The following is an 18,214-nucleotide window of genomic DNA, read 5'->3' as shown; positions in this document are numbered from 1 at the left end:
CTATACTCGATCACGTTAGTTGAGAGTCGTTCTCAAGAGAGATGATCGATATGCCCGTCCCCGTCCTATCACTCATGCTTGCGGCAGCCCTGCAGCAAGACACCACCACAGCGCCACGCGATTCGGCTGCCCGCCGAGCCGCTCCCGCGCGCCCCGCGGCCCAGGCGCTCGGGCGCGTGGAGGTACGCGCCGACGGGGCTCGTGCTGGCAGCTACCGGCCCGCGACCTCCCGCTCGAGCACCAAGACGCCCACGCCACTGCGCGAGATCCCGCAGGCGATTACCAGCTTCTCGGCGCCGCTGATGCGCGATCTCAACCTCACCAACCTGCAGCGGGCGGTCGAGTACGTCCCCGGCGTCGTCATGGGGCAGGGCGAGGGGCATCGCGATGCGCCCACGATTCGTGGCCAGAGCACGACGGCGGACTTTTTCGTAGATGGCGTGCGCGACGACGCCCAGTACTACCGTGACACGTACAACGTCGCGCAGCTGGACGCGCTCAAGGGGTCGAACGCGGCCATCTTCGGCCGCGGCGGCGGCGGCGGCGTCATCAACCGGGTCATGAAACAGGCGACGTTCACGCCGGTGCGGAACGGCCGGGTGGAGACGGCCAGCTGGAATCAACGACGCGTCACGCTTGATATCGGACAGGCGATTGCCCCCGGCACGGCCGCGCGACTTAATCTGCTGCATGAAGCGGGGAGCGGATTCCGCCGCGAGTTCGGCTACGACCGGAGCGGTATCAACCCCACCGTCGCCTTGCTCGTCGGCCCGGTGTTGCTGCAGGGAGGAGCGGAGCGATTCCTGGACCACCGCGTCGTGGATCGCGGCTTACCCAGTTGGAATGGACGGCCGTCGCCAATGGATGCCCGGCGGTTTGTCGGCGACCCGCGCTACAACACGTCACGCCTGACCGCGAACAGTGGCTACCTCATGGCGACGTGGAGCGTCCGACCGGGCCTCGAGATCCGATCGCACACGCGTGGCGCGCACTACGACAAGTTCTACCAGAACACCTTTGCAAGCAGCGCGCTCAACGCGGCCGGCACGCAATTCACGCTCGGCGGGTACAACACCGCCAACGATCGCCACAATCGCTTTCAGCAGACCGACGTGATCTGGCAGGCCGCGCGTGGTGGCTTGCAGCACACGTTGCTCCTCGGCGCGGAGCTCAGTGCACAGCGCACCGCGAACCGTCGCGAAACGGCCTACTTCAACAACGCCAGCACGACGTTTGCCGCCTCTCCGCTCACCCCCACGGTGACGGTCCCGGTGACGTTTCGCCAAAGTGCGACTGACGCCGACAATGTGACCGAGGCGCGCGTCGCGGCCGTGTACGCGCAGGAGCAGCTGCGCGTGGGGCGTCATGTCAGCGTACTCGGCGGCGTGCGTCACGATCGCTTCACGTCGCAGCTGCGCGATCGGCGCAGTGGGGCGATGTTCTCGCGGACGGATCACCTGTTGGCGCCGCGCGGGGCGCTGGTGCTGACGCCGGATTCCTCGCTGTCGTTCTACGGGGCGTGGTCGATGGCGTACCTGCCGAGCAGCGGCGATCAGTTCAGCGCGCTGACCGCCAGCACGGCGACGCTCGCCCCGGAGGCCTTTCGCAATCGGGAAGCGGGCGTAAAGTGGGCTGCCGCGCGTGGGCTCGACGTCACCGCCGCGTGGTTCATCCTCGATCGCTCCAACACGACCGCACCGGACCCGCTCGATCCGACACGGCTGGTGCAGACGGGGCGTCAGCAGAGCCGCGGGGTGGAGCTTGGGCTGCAGGGGGCGGTAACGGCGCGCTGGGATGTCATGGGCGGCGTGGCGGTGCAGCGCGCTCGCGTGGTAAGCCGCACGAGCAGTGCCGCAGCGGGCGCGAGTGTGCCGCTCGTGCCGCACACGACCGCGTCGCTCTGGAACAAGGTCCGCGTGACGCGCCGCACGGCCCTCTCGCTGGGGGTGGTGCATCAGGGCGACCGCTACGCGGCGATCGACAACACCGTGCGTCTGCCGCGGTTCACCCGCGTGGATGCGGGCCTGTTCCTGGGGCTCCCCCTCGGGCTCTCCACGCAGCTGCAGGTGGAGAACCTGCTCGATACCCGCTACGCCGCGACATCGAACGGCAACAACAACATCATGCCCGGGAGTGGGCGGGCGCTGCGGCTGAGCCTCTCCTACTGAGCGGCCACGCGCCGGCACGGCCCGTCGCACGCCGGTTGCCCCCTCGGCCCGCCTTCTGCACATTTCTCCTGTCCGCGCGCCCGGCCCCCCCGCCGGGCGCTCGCGTTTTTTTCTGGCCGGTACCCCGCATGTTTCAGGATCTGATCGCCAAGATGGCCCGCGAGGTTGAGACGCTGCAGTTCGAGCTCAATGTCACGCTGCCCGCCGAAATCCGCAAAGCCGTGGAGCTCGGTGACCTCAAGGAAAACAGCGAGTACAAGGCCGCGCTCGAACGGCAGCAGTTCGTGCAGGCGCGCCTCGGGCAGCTCACGCAGCGCGTGACCAAGCTGGCCAATATCGACATCGCCCAAATCCCTGCCGACAAGGTGGGGCTCGGGTCGAAGGTCGTCGTGCAGGATGAGGCGACCAACAAGCGCGAAACGTACGAACTCGTGTTCGGTGATGCCGGCGAGCTCGACGACTCGCACGTGACGATGGGCTCGCCGATCGGGCGGGCGCTGCAGGGGAAGGGGGTGGGCGATCAGGCCATTCTCAAGCTGCCCACCAAGGTGCGCCGCCTGCAGATCGTCGAGCTGCAGACCATTCACGATCGCAACGCCGACGATCTCGTCTAAGGAGCGGTATGCATCGCGCTGAGTACGCGGCACGCGGGCCGATCCCGCAGGACGTCATCGCTTGCGTCGAGCGGCCCACACCCGCGCCCGGCGCTGGTGAGGTGCTGCTCGAATTGCTGGCGGCCCCGATCAATCCGTCAGACGTGCTGACGCTCACCGGACAGTATGGCATGCTGCCGCCACTGCCCGCCGTGGGAGGCAACGAAGGGGTCGCGCGCGTCGCCGCGCTTGGCGAGGGCGTCACCGGCGTGGCGGTGGGCGAGCAGGCGCTGATGCCTGTCGGCACCGGGACCTGGACGTCGCACAAAGTCGCGCCCGCGGCCGGGCTGATGCGCCTGCCGCCCGGTGGCGATCCGCAGCAGCTCGCCATGCTCACCGTGAACCCGCCCACGGCTTCGCTGCTCCTCTCGGAGTTCGTGCTGCTCGCCCCGGGCGACTGGGTCATTCAGAATGCCGCCAACAGCGGCGTGGGCGAGTATGTGATTCAGCTCGCGAAGCGTCGCGGCCTGCGCACGGTGAGCGTGGTGCGTCGCGACGACGCCATCGCGCCGCTCCAGGCGATCGGTGGCGATGTGGTGCTCGTGGACGGGCCGGATCTCGCCAAGCGCGTCGCCGATGCCACCGGGAAGGCCAAGATCCGCCTCGGGCTCGACGCCGTGGGCGGCAGCGCCACCGATCGCATCGCCCAAAGCGTAGCGGTGGGCGGCACGGTCGTGAACTACGGCGCGCTGAGCGGCGAGGCGTGCAAGATCGCGCCGGGCTCGTTCGTCTTCCGCGACATCACCCTCAAGGGCTTCTGGCTCGCGTGGTGGTTCCGGCAGGCCACGCCACAGGCGCAGCAGGCGCTCTTCGGAGAACTCGCGGGGCTCGTGCTGCGCGGTGAGCTCAAGACGCGCGTGCATCACGCCTATCCGCTCGCGCAGATCAAGGACGCCGTCGCCGCGGCGGCGACTGGCGGGCGCGACGGCAAGATTCTTCTGGTGCCGTGAACGAGATGAACTGATTGCATCCAAGGCATTCGAGCGATCCAAGGCAACCTGGCACCGCGGTGCTCAGGCGTCTTGGATCGCTCGGATGTCTCGGATGTGATCAGTGAAAAGGCCGTCCCGCCAAACTCACCCCGCCGTCAGCCCGCCATCGATGGCCAACGCATGCCCGTGCATGAAGGCGCTTGCCGGCGAGAACAGGTAGAGTACGGTCTCGGCGATCTCCTCGGCGGACGCAATTCGGCCGGCGGGGATGCGCTCCTCGAGCGCGGCGGCCGGCGTCCCGTTGTCGATCATGCGCTGCACCATCGGTGTCATCGTGAAGCCCGGGCAGAGCGCGTTGATGCGGACGCCTTTGCGCCCGTACTCCAGTGCGGCGGTGCGCGTGAGCCCCACCACGCCGTGCTTGCTGGCGGCGTAGGCCGCGTGGCGCGGGAAGCCGTTCAGGCCCGCGACGCTCGCGATGTTCACGATCACGCCACCGCCGGTCATGAGCATGGTGGGGATCTCGTGGCGCATGCTGCGATAGACGCCGGTGAGATTCACATCGATCACGATGTCCCACATCTCGGCTGGGTACTCCGCGGTTTTCTCCTGCACGCCGCCGATCCCTGCGGCGTTGAGCGCGAAGTCCAGGCGCCCATGCTTCTGCACCGTCGCGGCAATGGCCGCCGCCACCGAGGCATCGTGGCGCACGTCACAGGTCACGGCGGCGGCGCCGATCGCATCGGCCACTGCCACGGCGGCGTCGTACTGGACATCACCAAGCACGACGTGCGCGCCGCCGGCGGCGAGCGCGCGCGCTGCGGCGGCGCCGATGCCCGAGGCGCCACCGGTGATGAAGGCGACTTTGTCGGCGAAGGGCTGCGGCATGGTCAGAGGGAGTCGATGGTAAACAGGCGCGTCACGTCGGCCTCATAGGCGGCGAGCTGGTGGGCACGGTCGGCGTCGCTCCACCCCAGCGCGGTCTGCAGCAGCGGGGCGATGCGCGCGGCGGCGGCGCGACCGTGATCGCGCGTTTCGAACGCCACGTGCATGCGGCGAATCAACACATCGCTCAGGGTGCACGCCAGTTCACGCTCGGCGGCGTACATCACTTCGGCGAGCAGGTAGGGCAACTGTTCCGACAGCCGCGCGCTCAGCGCCGGGTCGCGCTGCGCGTAGCTCCACACCGAGCGCCACCGGCTGCCGTACGCGTGCACCAGACGCTCGGCCACGGCGGCGTCGTGCACCGTCTCCCGCGCCTCGCGCACGGCGTCAGGGACGGAGGCCAGGTCGCCCCCCGGCAGCGGTGTGGCATCGCTGGGGTCGGGGTCATGCAGCCGTGTGGCCGTCGTATCACCAAGCGCGCGCGAAGCGGCCTTGAACACGTCGGCCGCCATGGCGCGGTAGGTCGTGAGCTTGCCACCCGTCACCGAGATCAGGCCGTCAGCGCGTGTGGTGATGGCATGCTCGCGCGACGCCGCGTTGGCCGAGTGTTCGCCGGCGCGGGAGGCGGCGAGCGGGCGGATCCCGCACCAGGCGCAGATCACGTCGTCGGGAGTGAGCATCGCATGCGGAAACAGGCGATTCACCGACTGCAACAGGTAGGTGACGTCAGCCTCGGTGGCCCGGATCTCATCGGGGCCGTGATGGGCGGGGCGTTCGGTGGTGCCGATGATCGCGTGCGGACCCGCCGGAATGACGAACATCACGCGCCCATCGAGCGGGCTGACGAGGGTCACCGCGTCGCGATTGCCGAGCCGTTGGCGTGGCACCGCGAGGTGCGCACCTGCGGAGCCCATGACCTGCGGACCGCCCTGACTTGGCGAGCCCCCGGTCAACAGGGCGGTCGCATCACTCCACGGGCCAGTGGCGTTGATCACCACCCGCGCGCGCACGGCGAAGGCGTCGCCGGTGAGGCGATCCAGCGCCTCGACCCCCGCGAGGTGCTCCCCTTCACGAAGGGCGCCAGTGACGGTGCAGTGGTTCATCACGACGGCCCCTTCGTCGCGCGCGGCCAACGCCGTGGCGAGCGTGAGGCGCGTATCATCCGTGGCCGCATCCCAATAGCGCGCCCCACCTTCGAGCCCGTCGCGCGCCAGCGCCGGTTCGTGCTCGAGCACGGCCGCCGCGTTCAGCCCCTCGTGCGCATGCACATTGCGGAAGAGCGCGAGCGCGTCGTACAGCAGCAGTCCGGCGCGCACCTTCCACTGGGGGACGCGGGCGCCCGCATAGACCGGCCACGTGAAGGCGAGCGGGCGGACCAGATGCGGTGCCAGCTGAAGCAACAGGCGCCGCTCCCGACTCGATTCGAACACCAGCCCGAGATGGCCGTGTTCGAGATAGCGGACGCCACCGTGAACAAGCCGGGAGGAACGGCTCGAGGTGCCGCTCGCAAAATCGTCGCGCTCGAGCAGCGCCGTCCGGAGGCCGGCCAGCGCGGCCTCCCGGGCCACGCCGGCGCCGGCGATGCCGCCGCCAATGACGAGGACGTCAAAGGGTGTGCGACTGAGGGCGAGCAGGGCTTCCTGGCGGGCGGCAACGGCGGGACGCATACCGCACATTGCGCCGCGGCACCGAGTGCCGCCAGTCGGCCCGCTGGTTAGCTTGGGCGCATGCCCACCTTTGGTAACGGGCGGCGCGTGGCCATTGTGGCCGGCGTCCGCACGCCGTTCGCCCGCTCGGGGACGGCGCTCAAGGAGTACACGGCCATCGATCTTGGCCGCCTGGCGGTGAGTGAGCTGGTGCAGCGCACGAGCCTCGACGGGGCGACGGTCGATCTGCTCACCTTCGGTACTGTGGTGCAGTCGGTCCTCGCGCCGAATATCGCGCGCGAAGTGGCGCTGCTGCCGCACTTCCCCAAGACGGTGCAGGCCTACACCGTCGGGCGCGCGTGCGCGTCGGCGAATCAGGCCATTACCGATGCGGCGGATCAGATCGCGCTCGGTCACGCCGACGTCGCCATCGCCGGTGGCAGCGAGTCGCTCACGCAGGTACCCATTCTGCATTCCCGCGGGATGAGCGATATCCTCGTCGCCGCGTCCAAGGCCAAGAGCCTGTCGCAGCGGCTAGCGACGCTGGCGCGCATCCGTCCGAAGGACTTCGTGCCGATCACGCCGGCCATCGCCGAGCCCAGTACCGGCGAGTCGATGGGGCAGAGCGCCGACAAGATGGCCAAGCTCAATGGCATCGCGCGCGAGGCGCAGGACCGTTTTGCCCTTCGCTCCCATCAGCGGGCGGCGGCCGGGCTCGCCGACGGGCGACTGACGGCGGAGATCGTACCGGTTCCGGTGCCGCCCGCGTACACCGAGATGCTCGCGACCGACAACGGCGTGCGACGGGACTCCACCTACGAACAGCTCGCCGCGCTCAAGCCGGTGTTCGACCGGCAGTACGGCACGGTGACGGCGGGGAATGCGAGCCCGCTCACGGATGGCGCGAGCGCGGTGCTGCTCATGAGCGAGGAGCGCGCCAAGGCGTTGGGGTACACACCGCTGGCGTATATCCGCAGTTATGCCTACGCGGCGGTCGATCCAGGCGAGCAGCTGCTGCAGGCGCCAGTGCTGGCGGCGCCGGTGGCACTCAAGCGCGCCGGCCTGTCGTTGCGCGATCTCGACCTGGTGGACATGCACGAAGCATTCGCCGCGCAGGTGCTCAGCAACCTGCAGGGTCTGGCCTCGAAGGCGTGGGCCGAGCGCGCGGGATTCAGCGAACCGGTGGGGGAGGTGGACCCGGAGAAGCTCAACGTGCTGGGGGGATCTCTGTCGATCGGTCATCCCTTTGGCGCGACCGGCGCGCGCATCGTGACCACGTTGTGCAACGAACTGGTGCGGCGCGGCGGGCAGTTCGGCATGCTGACGGTGTGTGCCGCGGGTGGCATGGGGCACGCCATGATCGTGGAGCGCGCATGAGCGACGTGACCGGCACGGTGCTGCTGGACGACAGCACCACGGGGATCACGCTGTTCGCCACCGATGGCGTGGCCGTGCTTCGGTATGACCAGCCCGCGTCGCCGGTGAACACGCTCAACACGCGCGTCGCGCCGATCATCGAGCAGATCCTGGCGCGGGTGCAGGGCGACAGCAATCTGCTTGGGCTCGTACTGCTCAGCGCGAAGAAGGACACGTGGATCGCTGGCGCCGATATCGACGAGCTGGCGAAGGTAACGAGCGCGGCGCAGGGCGAGGCGCTGTCGCGCGGCGGGCAGCAGCTGCTCGATCGCGTGGCGGCCTTCAGCAAGCCGGTGGTGGCCGCCATACACGGCGCGGCGCTGGGCGGCGGGCTCGAAGTGGCACTCGCGTGCACGTATCGCATCGCCACTGAGCATGCCAAGACGGTGCTCGCACTCCCCGAAGTGCAGCTGGGCCTCATTCCCGGCGCCGGCGGGACGCAGCGGCTGCCGCGGCTGGTCGGGCTGCAGGCCGCGCTCGACATGATCCTCACGGGCAAGAACATCCGCGCCCGGAAGGCCTGGCAGATGGGGCTCGTGCATGAACTGGTGCACCCCGCCATTCTGCAGGAGGTCGCGCTACGCCGCGTGCGCGAGCTCGCGCGAGGCGCCGCGCCGGCCGTACGCGAGCGTCCGCACACCGCCACGGCGATGTTGCTCGAAGAGAACGCCCTCGGTCGCAAGCTCGTGTTCCGCAAGGCGCGTGAGACGGTGCTCAAGAAGACGCGTGGGCACTATCCGGCGCCGCTTGCGGCCCTCGACGTGGTGCAGCTGGGCTACACGGAGGGTATGGAAGCCGGCTTGCTTGCCGAGGCGGCGCAGTTTGGGCAGCTCACCGTGTCGCCGCAGTGCCGGCAACTGGCGTATCTGTTCTTCGCGACCACCGCGCTCAAGAAGGACTCGGGTCTCGCCGCCGATGTGAAGGGGGCGCCGCGCCCGGTCCGCAAGATCGGCATTCTCGGGGCGGGCTTCATGGGGGCGGGCATTGCCAGCGTGGCCGTGCAGGCCGGCACGCTCGTGCGCCTCAAGGATGCATCGGTGGAACGCGTCGCGGCCGGCTACAAGGCGGTGCGCGACGTGGTGCGCGAGAAGCTCAAGCGGAAGCGCCTGACCCGGCTGCAGTTCGACGACACGATGGCGCTCGTGGGCCCCACCACCGACTACCGCGGCTTTGCGAACGCCGATCTGGTGATCGAGGCAGTCTTCGAGGATCTCGCGGTGAAACACACCGTGCTGCGCGAAGTGCAGGACGCGGCGCCGAACGCGATCTTTGCGTCGAACACCAGCACGATCCCCATTCGTGACATCGCGAAGGCGGCCGCGCACCCCGAGCGGGTCATCGGCATGCATTTCTTTTCGCCGGTGCACAAGATGCCCCTGCTCGAAGTCATCGTGACCCCCGAGACGAGCGCCGAGACCACGGCCACCGCCGTGGCGTACGGCAAGCAGATCGGGAAGACGGTGATCGTGGTGCAGGACGGGGCGGGCTTCTACGTGAACCGCATTCTGACGCCGTATCTGAACGAAGCGGGGCGCCTGCTCGATCAGGGGGCCTCGGTGGACGCCATCGACGAGGCGATGGTCCGGTTCGGATTCCCGGTCGGGCCGTTCACGCTGCTGGATGAAGTGGGGCTCGATATCGCCGGCAAGAGCGGGCCGATCATGGCCGCCGCCTTCGGCGATCGCCTGCAGGCGCCCGCGGCCCTGCGCAACGTCATCGAAGGCGGCCGCCTCGGTCGCAAGTCCAGGAAGGGCTTCTATCGCTACGACGACAGTGGCAAGCGCCTCGGGGTAGACGACGGCGTCTACGCGCTGACCGCTGCCGGTACGAGCCGCCTCACCGCGAGCCCGGAGGACATTCAGCGGCGGTGTGTGCTCCCGATGCTGAACGAGGCCGTCCGCTGTCTCGAGGATGGCATCATCCGGTCGCCGCGCGATGGCGATATCGGCGCCGTGTTCGGCATCGGCTTTCCGCCATTTCTGGGCGGGCCGTTCCGCTACCTCGACACCCTGGGTGCTCGAGATGTCGTGCGCCAACTCGAGGAGATCGAGGCCCGCCACCCCGGTCGCTTCACGCCCGCCCGGCTGCTCATGAACCACGCCGACAGCGGGCGCCCGTTTCACCCGTAGAATTCAGCAGCGGGGGACTCTTCCCCCTCCCCCCTCCCCCCTGTCTCCCGACCGCCGATCCCGCCATGCTCTCCCTCCATCCGCGCATTGCCGAAGTCGTCGCCGAGCTCGAATCCGCGCAGGCGCAGATGCACGCGGCCATCGCCGCCGTGCCGGCGAGCGCGCACACCGCGCGCCCGAACGCCGAGTCGTGGACCATCGCCGAAGTCATCGAGCACTTGATGATGCTCGAAGACAGCACCGGCCGGTTGATTGGCGGGATGCTCAAGCAGCTCGAGGGCACCACGGATAGCGAAACCGATCCAATTGGCCCCACGATGGCGCGCTTTCAGGTCGAGAAGCCGCTCCGGAAGCTCGCCGCGCCCGATATGGTCAAGCCCACCGGGGTGCCGATGGCCGATGCGCTGGCCAGACAGAGCGCGTCGCGGGAGCGGCTGATCAGTTCGCTCAAGGCCGGGTCGGGGCGCGCGCTCAACACCAAGACGTACCCGCACCCCTTCCTGGGCGAATTGAACGGGTATCAGTGGGCCCTGCTCGTGGCGCAGCATCAGCGGCGCCATCTCGTGCAGATCGACGCCATCGCGGCGGCGGTCGCGTGAGGCATGGGCCTGGCCGGGGGCGAAGGGGGCCGGACGCGGGGCGGAAAGCTCCCGTGGCAAGGGTCGTCCGTTAGCTTTCCCCCATGCTCCGGTCTTCCCTGCTGTATCTCTCGCGCCAGCAGCGCATTTTCAGTCTGATCAAGAACGTCGGCTTCGCGCGGAAGATGGCGTCCCGCTTCGTGGCCGGCGAAACCATTGCCACCGCGCTCGACGCGGTGGCGCAGCTCAACGCCAAAGGCATCTCGGCCTCGCTCGATCTGCTCGGCGAAAGCGTGCACAGCGAAGCCGAGGCCCGCGCCACCGGCCGCCACTATCTCGAGATCCTCGACCGCATCGCCGAGCGCAAGCTCAATGCGAATGTCTCGGTCAAACTCACGGCGCTGGGGCAGGACATTTCCGATGACCTGGGCGTCGAGGTCGTGCGCGAGGTGATTGGCCGGGCGAAGCAGTACGACAGCTTTGTCCGTCTCGACATGGAGTCGAGCGCCTACACCGATCGCACCCTCGACACCTTCGAGCAGAAGCTCTATCCGGGGCACGAGAACAACGTCGGCGTCGTGCTGCAGAGCTCCCTGCGCCGCACGCTCGACGACGTGGCCCGTGCCAACCGGCTCCAGTGCCGCGTGCGCATCTGCAAGGGCGCCTATCTCGAGCCGCCCACGGTGGCGTTCCCCGACAAGGCCGACGTGGACAAGAACTACGTCGCCGCCATGCACCAGCTCATGGAGCACGGGCGCTACCCCGGCATCGCTACGCATGACGAGGCGATCATCGCCGAAGCCAAGCGATTCGCGAAGGAGAAGGGGATCAGCCCCGATCGCTTCGAGTTCCAGATGCTCTACGGCGTCCGGCGTGACCTGCAGGAACAGATCGTGCGCGAGGGGTACCGCATGCGCGTGTATGTGCCCTTCGGGAGCCAGTGGTACCCGTACCTGATGCGCCGCCTGGCCGAACGTCCCGCGAACATTGCGTTCATGGCCGGTAACATTGTGAAGGAGAGTTTCCGTCGCTGAGGTCCATCTGAGCGGCCACGCTGGCCACCACCTCCCGCCCGATCACGACGCGGGAGATGAACGCACCTTGGGCGGCTACATGGCCGTCCACAAGCGTCCCGCTGCCTTCGAAGGCGCCGATGGCGCGTCGTATTCGGCGGACATCCTCACCGATACCACCGGCGATCGTTCGGCGCCGTGGGGCGCGTACCTGTTCTTCGTGCGCTGGGGCGCCGGTGAGCCGGAAGTCACCGGCCATCTCGAAACGGGCTTTCTGGTGACGGGCGCGAGTGAAGGCGTCGTGCGCCACCAACTCGGCGCGATGCGGTTGGAAGTGGTGAAGGCCACGCTCGACGGCCTGATTCGCGGTCGCGGCGAGGGGAGCACATGACCGCCGTCGTGTTCCCCATGCCCGATGGCGAGATCGTTGTCGATGGCGTCGTCATTCAGGGGACCGGGGGCGTGTGGGACGTGCGCACCGATTCCGGCGCGGTGGTGCAGGCCTCCATGCGCGGCCGGCTCAAGCGAGAAGACCAGGGCATCCTCAAGCTCGCGGTGGGTGATCGCGTCACCATGACGGTCGACCCGAACGAAACCGTGGGGTGCACGATCACCACCATCCACGAGCGGCATGGCAAGCTGTCACGGCGAGCGCCCGGCGGTGCCCGCGGCGAGCGCGTCGTGGTGGCGAATCTCGATCAGGTGCTGGTGGTGTTCGCCGCGGCGCGTCCCGATCCGCATCCGCGCATGCTCGACCGCTTCCTCGTGATCGCCGAAGCGAACGATCTCGCCGCGCGCATCGTGGTGAACAAGTGCGATCTGGTAAGCGAGCAGACCTCGCACGCCTGGTTCGCCGATCATGCGGCGGCCGGCTACCCGGTGCACTACACCAGCGTGAAGACGGGCGAGGGGCTCGATGCGCTGCGCGCCGAGCTGCAGGGGCGGTGCAGTGCGTTGAGTGGTCCCTCCGGCGTGGGGAAGAGCTCGCTCATGAATCATCTCTTCCCGGGGCTCGATCTCCGCACGGCGGAGGTGAGCGACAGCGTCAACAAGGGGCGCCATACCACGGTGGGCGCGGTGCTGCATCCGCTCCCGGGAGGCGGCTTCATTGCCGACACGCCGGGGCTGCGCGAGGTGGGCCTCTGGGGTATTCACGCCGACGATGTGGCGCACTGCTTTCCGGAGTTCCGGCCGCTCATGAACACCTGCCGCTTTGCCGACTGCACGCATCGCGTGGAGCCCGGGTGTGCCATTCTGGACGCGGTCGAGTCCGGAACGGTCTCCCGCGCACGGCACGAGAGCTACCGCAAGCTGCGCGAGGAGCTGTCGGCGTAACTCGCAGGAACCGCCTGCCGGGGCGAGCGATTGGCTCCGCATGACGGCTCCTCTTGTTCTCATCGTGGGCGCGACCGGCGGCATCGGTCAGGCGCTCGCGCAGCAGCTCCACGCGGCCCAGGTGCCGCTCTTTCTTGCCGCGCGTCGCGCCGATCCCCTGGCGACGCTCGGTGCCGAACTCAGTGCGCCGACGCTCGTGACCGATGCCACCGACTGGGCGCAGATCGATGCCCTCGTGGACGCCGCCGCCGCGCACGCCGCGGCGCAGGGCACGACGCTCGGCGCCATCGTGAATACCGCGGGCTCGCTGCTGCTCAAGCCGGCGCATCTCACGCGCGCCGAGGAGTATGCGCAGGTCATCGCGCAGAATCTCACGACGGCGTTCGGTGTGGTGCGGGCCGCGGCGCGGGTGATGACCGGCGGCGGCAGCGTGGTGCTCTGCAGCACCGCGGCGGTTCGCATCGGGCTCGCCAATCACGAGGCGATCGCCGCCGCGAAGGGCGGGGTGGAGGGGCTGGTGCGTTCGGCGGCCGCGACATATGCGCCGCGCGGGCTGCGCGTGAATGCGGTCGCGCCCGGACTCGTTGACTCGCCGCTCACGGCGCGCATCACGGGCTCGGCGCCGGCGCTCGCGGCCTCGCAGGCGATGCATGCCCTGGGGCGCGTGGGGACGCCTCGCGAGGTGGCGTCGCTCGTGGCGTGGTTGACCGGTCCGGATGCGCAGTGGGTGACCGGTCAGGTCTTCGGTATTGATGGCGGGTTGGGGAGCGTGCGGAGCAAGTAGCGCCGCACGCATCCCCCGGGATCGACTTACCAGCTCTTCAGGTCGCCCCACGTGCTCCAGCGGAGCGCGTTGGTCTGAAAGAGATCGGCGAGCTTCTTGACCTGCGCCGCCTTGGCGGCCAGCACGGCTTCTTCGTCGGGCGTGAACTTGCCTTCCGATCCCTTTGCGATCGATGGATTGGCCTGCGCCATCGCCCACAGCGCCGCCCGTTCACGGACCATGCCGAACTCCTGATACGACATGACCTTCTTGGCGGCCGGCCCGGGGTCGAAGGACCCGTTGTTGTCGCTGTCGTCCGATCCGGCACGCGGGTTCTTCTCGGCGGCGGCCTGCGCCTCGATCATGGCCGCTGGCATGTACGGATAGGTGCAGTTCGCTCCGATCGTCATGATGCCCTGCATCATCGTGAGCACCATCGACGTGTCGCGCAGCGCAATGGCGTTCTTGAAGTCGTCCTTCGCCATCGCCGCCTGCGAGCGCTTGTTCACGGCCTCGAGCTGCTTGGTGAGGGCGTCGACGCGCGCCTGCCGCTTCTCGTCCATGCTCATGGCCATCGGATTGAACATCTTGGTCGCGCGCTGCAGGCAGGCCTCGGCCGCCTCCTTCTTGGCGGTGTACTCGGCTTCCGCCTTCCGACCGGCTGCCAGCTTCTCCGCATCGGCGACGAGCGGTTGCAGGCTGGCGAGCAGCACATCGAGTCGCTCGGTGGTGATGGAGTAGTCGGCCTTCTTGGTTGGCGCACTGGCCTTGGCGGCCGCCGCGGCCGGTGATCCGGCGGCCGGCTTCGTCGTTTCCGGCTCGCTCCCCTACGCCTTGGCCTTGGCCGCTTCCTTGATGGCATCGGCGCCGAGCTTCTTGAGCTTGCCCAGCTGCGCGTGCGCGGGCGTGGCGGTGGCACTCAGGGCCGCGCCGGCGAGCAGCGCAGCGGTCATCAGTCGGGAACGGCGCATTGGGCACTCCGGCGTGGGCAGACGGTGAAACGGACTGTCACTAATCAACCAGTCGTGACGCTATCGGCAAGCGGCCCGCGCCGGACGGGTCGGATGACCGGGGCGCGGTGGGCGGCCTCGCCGATCGTGGCTCAGCGGACGCGGCCCACGAGCGCCAAGGGGACGGCGCGAAGCCCGGGCCACCGCTGCTCGGTCGTACCGTCGCGCACGAGGAGCTGCGCCGAGAGGCCGCCGTCGAGCATGAGCGCGTCCACGGCGCCCAATCGTCTGGCGACCTCGGCCATTTCGGGTGTCGTCGGACCGATCGGCACCCGTTCCATGCCGGGGGCCATGCGGCTCCCGGTGCCGGCAAAGCGAGACATCACGATCACGACCGTGCCGTCGGTTCGCACGCCCACCACGAGACGTGCATCGCGGTGCGTGAGGTCGAGCGCATCGCCGCCGCACACCGCGGGTAGTGGGGCGCCACCCGCGAGCAGTTGGGGATACGACTGCACGGCCTCACGCCAGCGCGCATCCTGCCGCGCCGCGGCGAGCTGCGCGGCCGGGAGAATCGCCACGCGACCGGTGGTGTCCACCACGAGCGCGCCCGCGAGGGTGCCGCTCCCCGGCGCCTGTTGGTCGCGACCGTTATGTCGCACCCACCCCCACGGGCCATCATCGGTGAACTGCCCCGCATTGAGTGCGAGGGCCACATCGGTCGGGGCCACGTCGATGTTCCACGGCGCGAGCGCGTCGCCGCGGCGCGCGATGTCGAGCGACACGGCAACGCGTGCCGGATCGACCAGCACGACAATCAGCCGGTTGCGCACGCGCGTCGCGCCGAGCTCCACGGGCCACTCGGCCCAGCGCACGGCGGTGCCGCGCCAGCGCAGTGTGGGCGCAGCCGGTTTGGTGCGCGCCGTGCTGCAGGACACCGCGCGGATGGACGTCGCCTGCGCGCCCAGCTCGGGGGCGCCAGCCACGACCAGCGCACCCAGCAGCAGCGCGCGCCCACCCCTCACGGCGACAGGCGTCGCTTCACCCACATGCCGGCTTCCCGCCGGAATTGCACGCGATCGTGCAGCCGACTCGACCGCCCCTGCCAGAACTCGATTTCCTCCGGCACGACGCGGAAGCCGCCCCAATGATCGGGGAGCGGCACATGGCCGTCGGGCCCAAAGCGCTGCTCGTTGGCGGCGAGCTGCGCCTCGAGTACTTCACGGGACTCAAGCACACTGCTCTGCGCCGACGTCCACGCCCCAATGCGACTGCCACGCGGGCGCGACTGGAAGTACGCGTCGCTCTCGGCGCGACTCACGCGCTGCACTGCGCCGTTGATGCGCACCTGCCGCTCGAGTTCCGGCCAGAAGAAGCAGAGCGACGCGCACGGATTGTCGGCGAGCTCCTGACCCTTACGGCTGCGATAGTCGGTATAGAACACGAATCCGCGCGCATCCACGTCTTTGAGCAGCACCGTACGCGCGCTCGGGTAGGCATCGGGCGTGGCGGTGGCGAGCGTCATCGCATTCGGCTCGAGCACCTCGGCCTTCAGCGCGTCGTCGAACCAGCGCTGGAACTGGACAATGGGATCGTCGGCGACGTCGTGTTCGGAGAGGGACGCCTTCCGATAGTCGGTTCGGATATCGGCAATGCTCATGCGGAGAAATCTACCCCGGCACTTCGGAAGCCTGCACTCCGGAAGCTGGACATCGGGAGCTGGACATCGAGAACCGCGGTCCCCGGTGTTAAGCTCCCGCTGTCCAGCTTCCGCCGTACAGGCTTCCGCCGTCACCGCCCGCCAACCCATGCCCATCTCCCTCGAGCTGTACGCCGACCTGGTGTGTCCCTGGTGCTGGATCGGCGACCGCCGCCTCTTCACCGCGCTCGCGCAGGTCCGGACCGCGCACCCCGAGGAGACGTTCGAGGTCACGTGGCGTCCCTTCCAGCTCGACCCGACGATGCCGGCGGAGGGACGCGATTTCGACACGTTCGTGTCCGAGAAGTTCGGGGGACGTGCCGCGGCGGCGCCGATGTTTGCGCGCGTGACCGAGGCCGGCGCGCCCGATGGCATTCCGTTTCACTTCGAGCGCATCACGCGCTTTCCCAACACCGTGCGCGGGCACGCGCTGGTGCTGCACGCGCAGCAGTCGGGGCGCGATCCGTGGCCACTGGTGGAGGCGCTCTTTGCGGCGCACTTCGAGCTCGGCCAGGATACCGGTGACCTCGAGACGCTGGTCGGCATCGCCACCGCGCATGGCTTCACCGACGCCGACGCGCGCGAGGTGCTCACCAGCGGCCGTTACGATGTGGATGTGCAGCAGAGCCAAAACGAAGCGGCACGCCTCGGAATCCAGGGCGTGCCGTTCGTGGTGCTCGATGGGCGCTACGGCGTGAGCGGTGCGCAGCCGCTCCATGTCTTTGTCGAAGCGCTCACGCGCGTCGCCGCCGACAAGTAGTCTCGCACGTAGTCTCGCCCGTCATCTCGATCAGACTTCAACCAGCGGCAGCGGCGCGCGCGGGTAGGCGTCGGGCACGCCTTCCATCGGGTCGCCCGTGTACTCCTCGCCTTCGGGCGTTTCGAGCACAAAGCCGGCGTCTTCGATCATGCGCAGATCTTCGCGCGCCGTCTGCCCCTGCGTGGTGAGGTAGTCGCCCACGAAGATTGAGTTGGCGGGGTAGAGCCCCATCACCTGCATGCTGCGCAGGTGCACTTCGCGTCCACCAGAGATGCGGATTTCCTGCGTGGGGAGCAGGAAACGATAGAGGCAGAGCATGCGCAGGCAGCGGCGCGGATTGAGCGCGTTCTGCCCTTCGAAGCTCGTGCCGGGCACCGGGATCAGGAAGTTCACCGGTACGCTTTTCACGTCGAGCTCCCGGAGCGACAGCGCGAGATCGATCACATCGTCGTCGCTTTCGCCCATCCCCAGAATGCCGCCGCTGCACGTCTTCATGCCGGCCTTCTTCACGGCTTCCACGGTGTTCACGCGATCTTCGAACGTGTGCGTGGAGACGATCTCCGGCGTGTAGTTGGCCGACGTGTTGAGATTGTGGTTCACCGTCTCGACACCGGCCTCCTTGAGGCGCAGCACCTGCTCTTCATTCAGGAGCCCCAGGCAGGCGCAGATCTTGAGATCGTGCTTGGCGCGCACCGCCTTCACGGCGTCGAGCACCTTGCCGAACACCGTCTCGCCCGGCGCGCGCCCGCTGATCACCATGCACAGCGTCCCCGCCTTGAGCTGCGCCGCGCGATCGGCCGCCTCCATGATCTTGTCCTGCGCCATCATGGGGTACTTCTCGATCTCCGCCGCCGAAATCTTGCTCTGCGAGCAGTAGCCGCAGTCTTCGGGGCAGAGGCCGCTCTGGGCGTTGAGCAGGAAGTGCAGCCGCACCCGGTTCCCCCACGCCGCCCGCCGCACGCGATAGGCGGCGGCCAGCTGGTCGAGCAGTTCGCTGTCGGGCGCGTTCAACACCGCACGCGCTTCGTCACGGGTGAGGAGCTCTCCGGCGAGCGACTTGTCGGCGAGGGACTGCCAGTTCGGCTGAGACATGCGTGTGTGCTTCGGATGGGGTAGCGCGGGCTGCTGGATCGCTGAACAGCTGGTGCTCGCTTCGCTCGCGAGCAACGGGGGAACGGGGGGATCGCAGCGTTCCCGCTGCATCACCAATAAACCACCAAAAAGAATGAAAAAACACTCTTGAATTGTGGCTCTGCGCCGTGCCCCCTCCGTTCCCCCGTTGCTCGC

18 protein-coding genes are annotated in these 18,214 nt (G+C 68.6%); 11 read left to right on the top strand and 7 right to left on the bottom strand.

The features are described from left to right. Nucleotides 1–74: 74 nt before the first annotated feature. The 3 genes from K2R93_14775 to K2R93_14765 all read left to right on the top strand — a co-directional run bounded on the left by K2R93_14775 (nucleotide 75) and on the right by K2R93_14765 (nucleotide 3,771). Nucleotides 75–2,168 (top strand): TonB-dependent siderophore receptor, encoded by a 2,094-nt coding sequence (locus tag K2R93_14775; GenBank protein ID MBY0491104.1) that lies wholly within the window; start codon nucleotides 75–77, stop codon nucleotides 2,166–2,168. A gap of 128 nt (nucleotides 2,169–2,296) precedes the next feature. After that, entirely contained in the window at nucleotides 2,297–2,782 is a 486-nt protein-coding gene (locus tag K2R93_14770) for a GreA/GreB family elongation factor (GenBank protein ID MBY0491103.1), read from the top strand. 8 nt (nucleotides 2,783–2,790) lie between these two features. After that, entirely contained in the window at nucleotides 2,791–3,771 is a 981-nt protein-coding gene (locus K2R93_14765; protein MBY0491102.1) for a zinc-dependent alcohol dehydrogenase family protein, read from the top strand. A gap of 126 nt (nucleotides 3,772–3,897) precedes the next feature. Here K2R93_14765 and K2R93_14760 read toward each other — a convergent pair whose 3' ends face one another. After that, the gene (locus tag K2R93_14760) at nucleotides 3,898–4,641 is read right to left on the bottom strand and encodes an SDR family oxidoreductase (GenBank protein ID MBY0491101.1); all 744 of its coding nucleotides are present in this window, start codon (nucleotides 4,639–4,641) and stop codon (nucleotides 3,898–3,900) included. 2 nt (nucleotides 4,642–4,643) lie between these two features. Further along, the gene (locus K2R93_14755) at nucleotides 4,644–6,305 is read right to left on the bottom strand and encodes a glycerol-3-phosphate dehydrogenase/oxidase (protein ID MBY0491100.1); all 1,662 of its coding nucleotides are present in this window, start codon (nucleotides 6,303–6,305) and stop codon (nucleotides 4,644–4,646) included. Nucleotides 6,306–6,365: 60 nt separating this feature from the next. On the opposite strand from K2R93_14755, the gene fadI reads away from it, so the two are divergent. From fadI to K2R93_14720, 7 genes are all read left to right on the top strand, one after another. Beyond that, nucleotides 6,366–7,661, top strand: a complete 1,296-nt coding sequence (gene fadI / locus K2R93_14750; protein ID MBY0491099.1) for an acetyl-CoA C-acyltransferase FadI — start codon at nucleotides 6,366–6,368, stop codon at nucleotides 7,659–7,661. Then, on the top strand, nucleotides 7,658–9,829 hold the full coding sequence (gene fadJ / locus K2R93_14745) for a fatty acid oxidation complex subunit alpha FadJ (protein MBY0491098.1): 2,172 nt from the start codon (nucleotides 7,658–7,660) through the stop codon (nucleotides 9,827–9,829). Before fadI ends, fadJ begins: the two co-directional genes overlap by 4 nt. A gap of 65 nt (nucleotides 9,830–9,894) precedes the next feature. Next, the gene (locus K2R93_14740) at nucleotides 9,895–10,428 is read left to right on the top strand and encodes a DinB family protein (protein ID MBY0491097.1); all 534 of its coding nucleotides are present in this window, start codon (nucleotides 9,895–9,897) and stop codon (nucleotides 10,426–10,428) included. Nucleotides 10,429–10,511: 83 nt separating this feature from the next. Beyond that, entirely contained in the window at nucleotides 10,512–11,441 is a 930-nt protein-coding gene (locus K2R93_14735) for a proline dehydrogenase family protein (GenBank protein MBY0491096.1), read from the top strand. 79 nt (nucleotides 11,442–11,520) lie between these two features. Next, nucleotides 11,521–11,811 carry a hypothetical protein gene (locus tag K2R93_14730; GenBank protein ID MBY0491095.1) on the top strand — a complete coding sequence of 97 codons (291 nt, stop codon included), beginning with the start codon at nucleotides 11,521–11,523 and terminating at the stop codon, nucleotides 11,809–11,811. Beyond that, nucleotides 11,808–12,755, top strand: a complete 948-nt coding sequence (gene rsgA, locus K2R93_14725; protein MBY0491094.1) for a ribosome small subunit-dependent GTPase A — start codon at nucleotides 11,808–11,810, stop codon at nucleotides 12,753–12,755. Before K2R93_14730 ends, rsgA begins: the two co-directional genes overlap by 4 nt. 40 nt (nucleotides 12,756–12,795) lie before the next feature. Beyond that, nucleotides 12,796–13,539 carry an SDR family oxidoreductase gene (locus K2R93_14720; GenBank protein MBY0491093.1) on the top strand — a complete coding sequence of 248 codons (744 nt, stop codon included), beginning with the start codon at nucleotides 12,796–12,798 and terminating at the stop codon, nucleotides 13,537–13,539. Between the two features lie 26 nt (nucleotides 13,540–13,565). On the opposite strand, the gene K2R93_14715 is transcribed toward K2R93_14720, so the two are convergent. The 4 genes from K2R93_14715 to pdxH form a co-directional block, all read right to left on the bottom strand. After that, nucleotides 13,566–14,231 carry a hypothetical protein gene (locus K2R93_14715; protein ID MBY0491092.1) on the bottom strand — a complete coding sequence of 222 codons (666 nt, stop codon included), beginning with the start codon at nucleotides 14,229–14,231 and terminating at the stop codon, nucleotides 13,566–13,568. A gap of 114 nt (nucleotides 14,232–14,345) precedes the next feature. Beyond that, a complete protein-coding gene (locus tag K2R93_14710; protein MBY0491091.1) occupies nucleotides 14,346–14,489 on the bottom strand; it encodes a hypothetical protein in 144 nt (47 codons plus the stop codon). A 131-nt stretch (nucleotides 14,490–14,620) separates the two neighbouring features. Continuing rightward, nucleotides 14,621–15,493, bottom strand: coding sequence for a phosphodiester glycosidase family protein (locus tag K2R93_14705; protein ID MBY0491090.1), 873 nt, complete (start codon nucleotides 15,491–15,493; stop codon nucleotides 14,621–14,623). After that, nucleotides 15,490–16,128: a pyridoxamine 5'-phosphate oxidase gene (pdxH, locus tag K2R93_14700; protein ID MBY0491089.1), complete on the bottom strand. Its 639-nt coding sequence runs from the start codon at nucleotides 16,126–16,128 to the stop codon at nucleotides 15,490–15,492. The genes K2R93_14705 and pdxH overlap by 4 nt, the downstream gene beginning before the upstream one ends. Nucleotides 16,129–16,276: 148 nt before the next feature. Here pdxH and K2R93_14695 point away from each other — a divergent pair, with 148 nt between their 5' ends. Then, nucleotides 16,277–16,927: a DsbA family oxidoreductase gene (locus tag K2R93_14695; protein MBY0491088.1), complete on the top strand. Its 651-nt coding sequence runs from the start codon at nucleotides 16,277–16,279 to the stop codon at nucleotides 16,925–16,927. Nucleotides 16,928–16,957: 30 nt separating this feature from the next. Here K2R93_14695 and bioB read toward each other — a convergent pair whose 3' ends face one another. Beyond that, nucleotides 16,958–18,019 (bottom strand): biotin synthase BioB, encoded by a 1,062-nt coding sequence (gene bioB, locus K2R93_14690; GenBank protein ID MBY0491087.1) that lies wholly within the window; start codon nucleotides 18,017–18,019, stop codon nucleotides 16,958–16,960. Between the last annotated feature and the right edge of the window lie 195 nt (nucleotides 18,020–18,214).

Source organism: Gemmatimonadaceae bacterium, assembly GCA_019752115.1.
GTDB lineage: Bacteria > Gemmatimonadota > Gemmatimonadetes > Gemmatimonadales > Gemmatimonadaceae > Gemmatimonas.
This window is presented reverse-complemented; position numbering and strand designations above follow the sequence as displayed.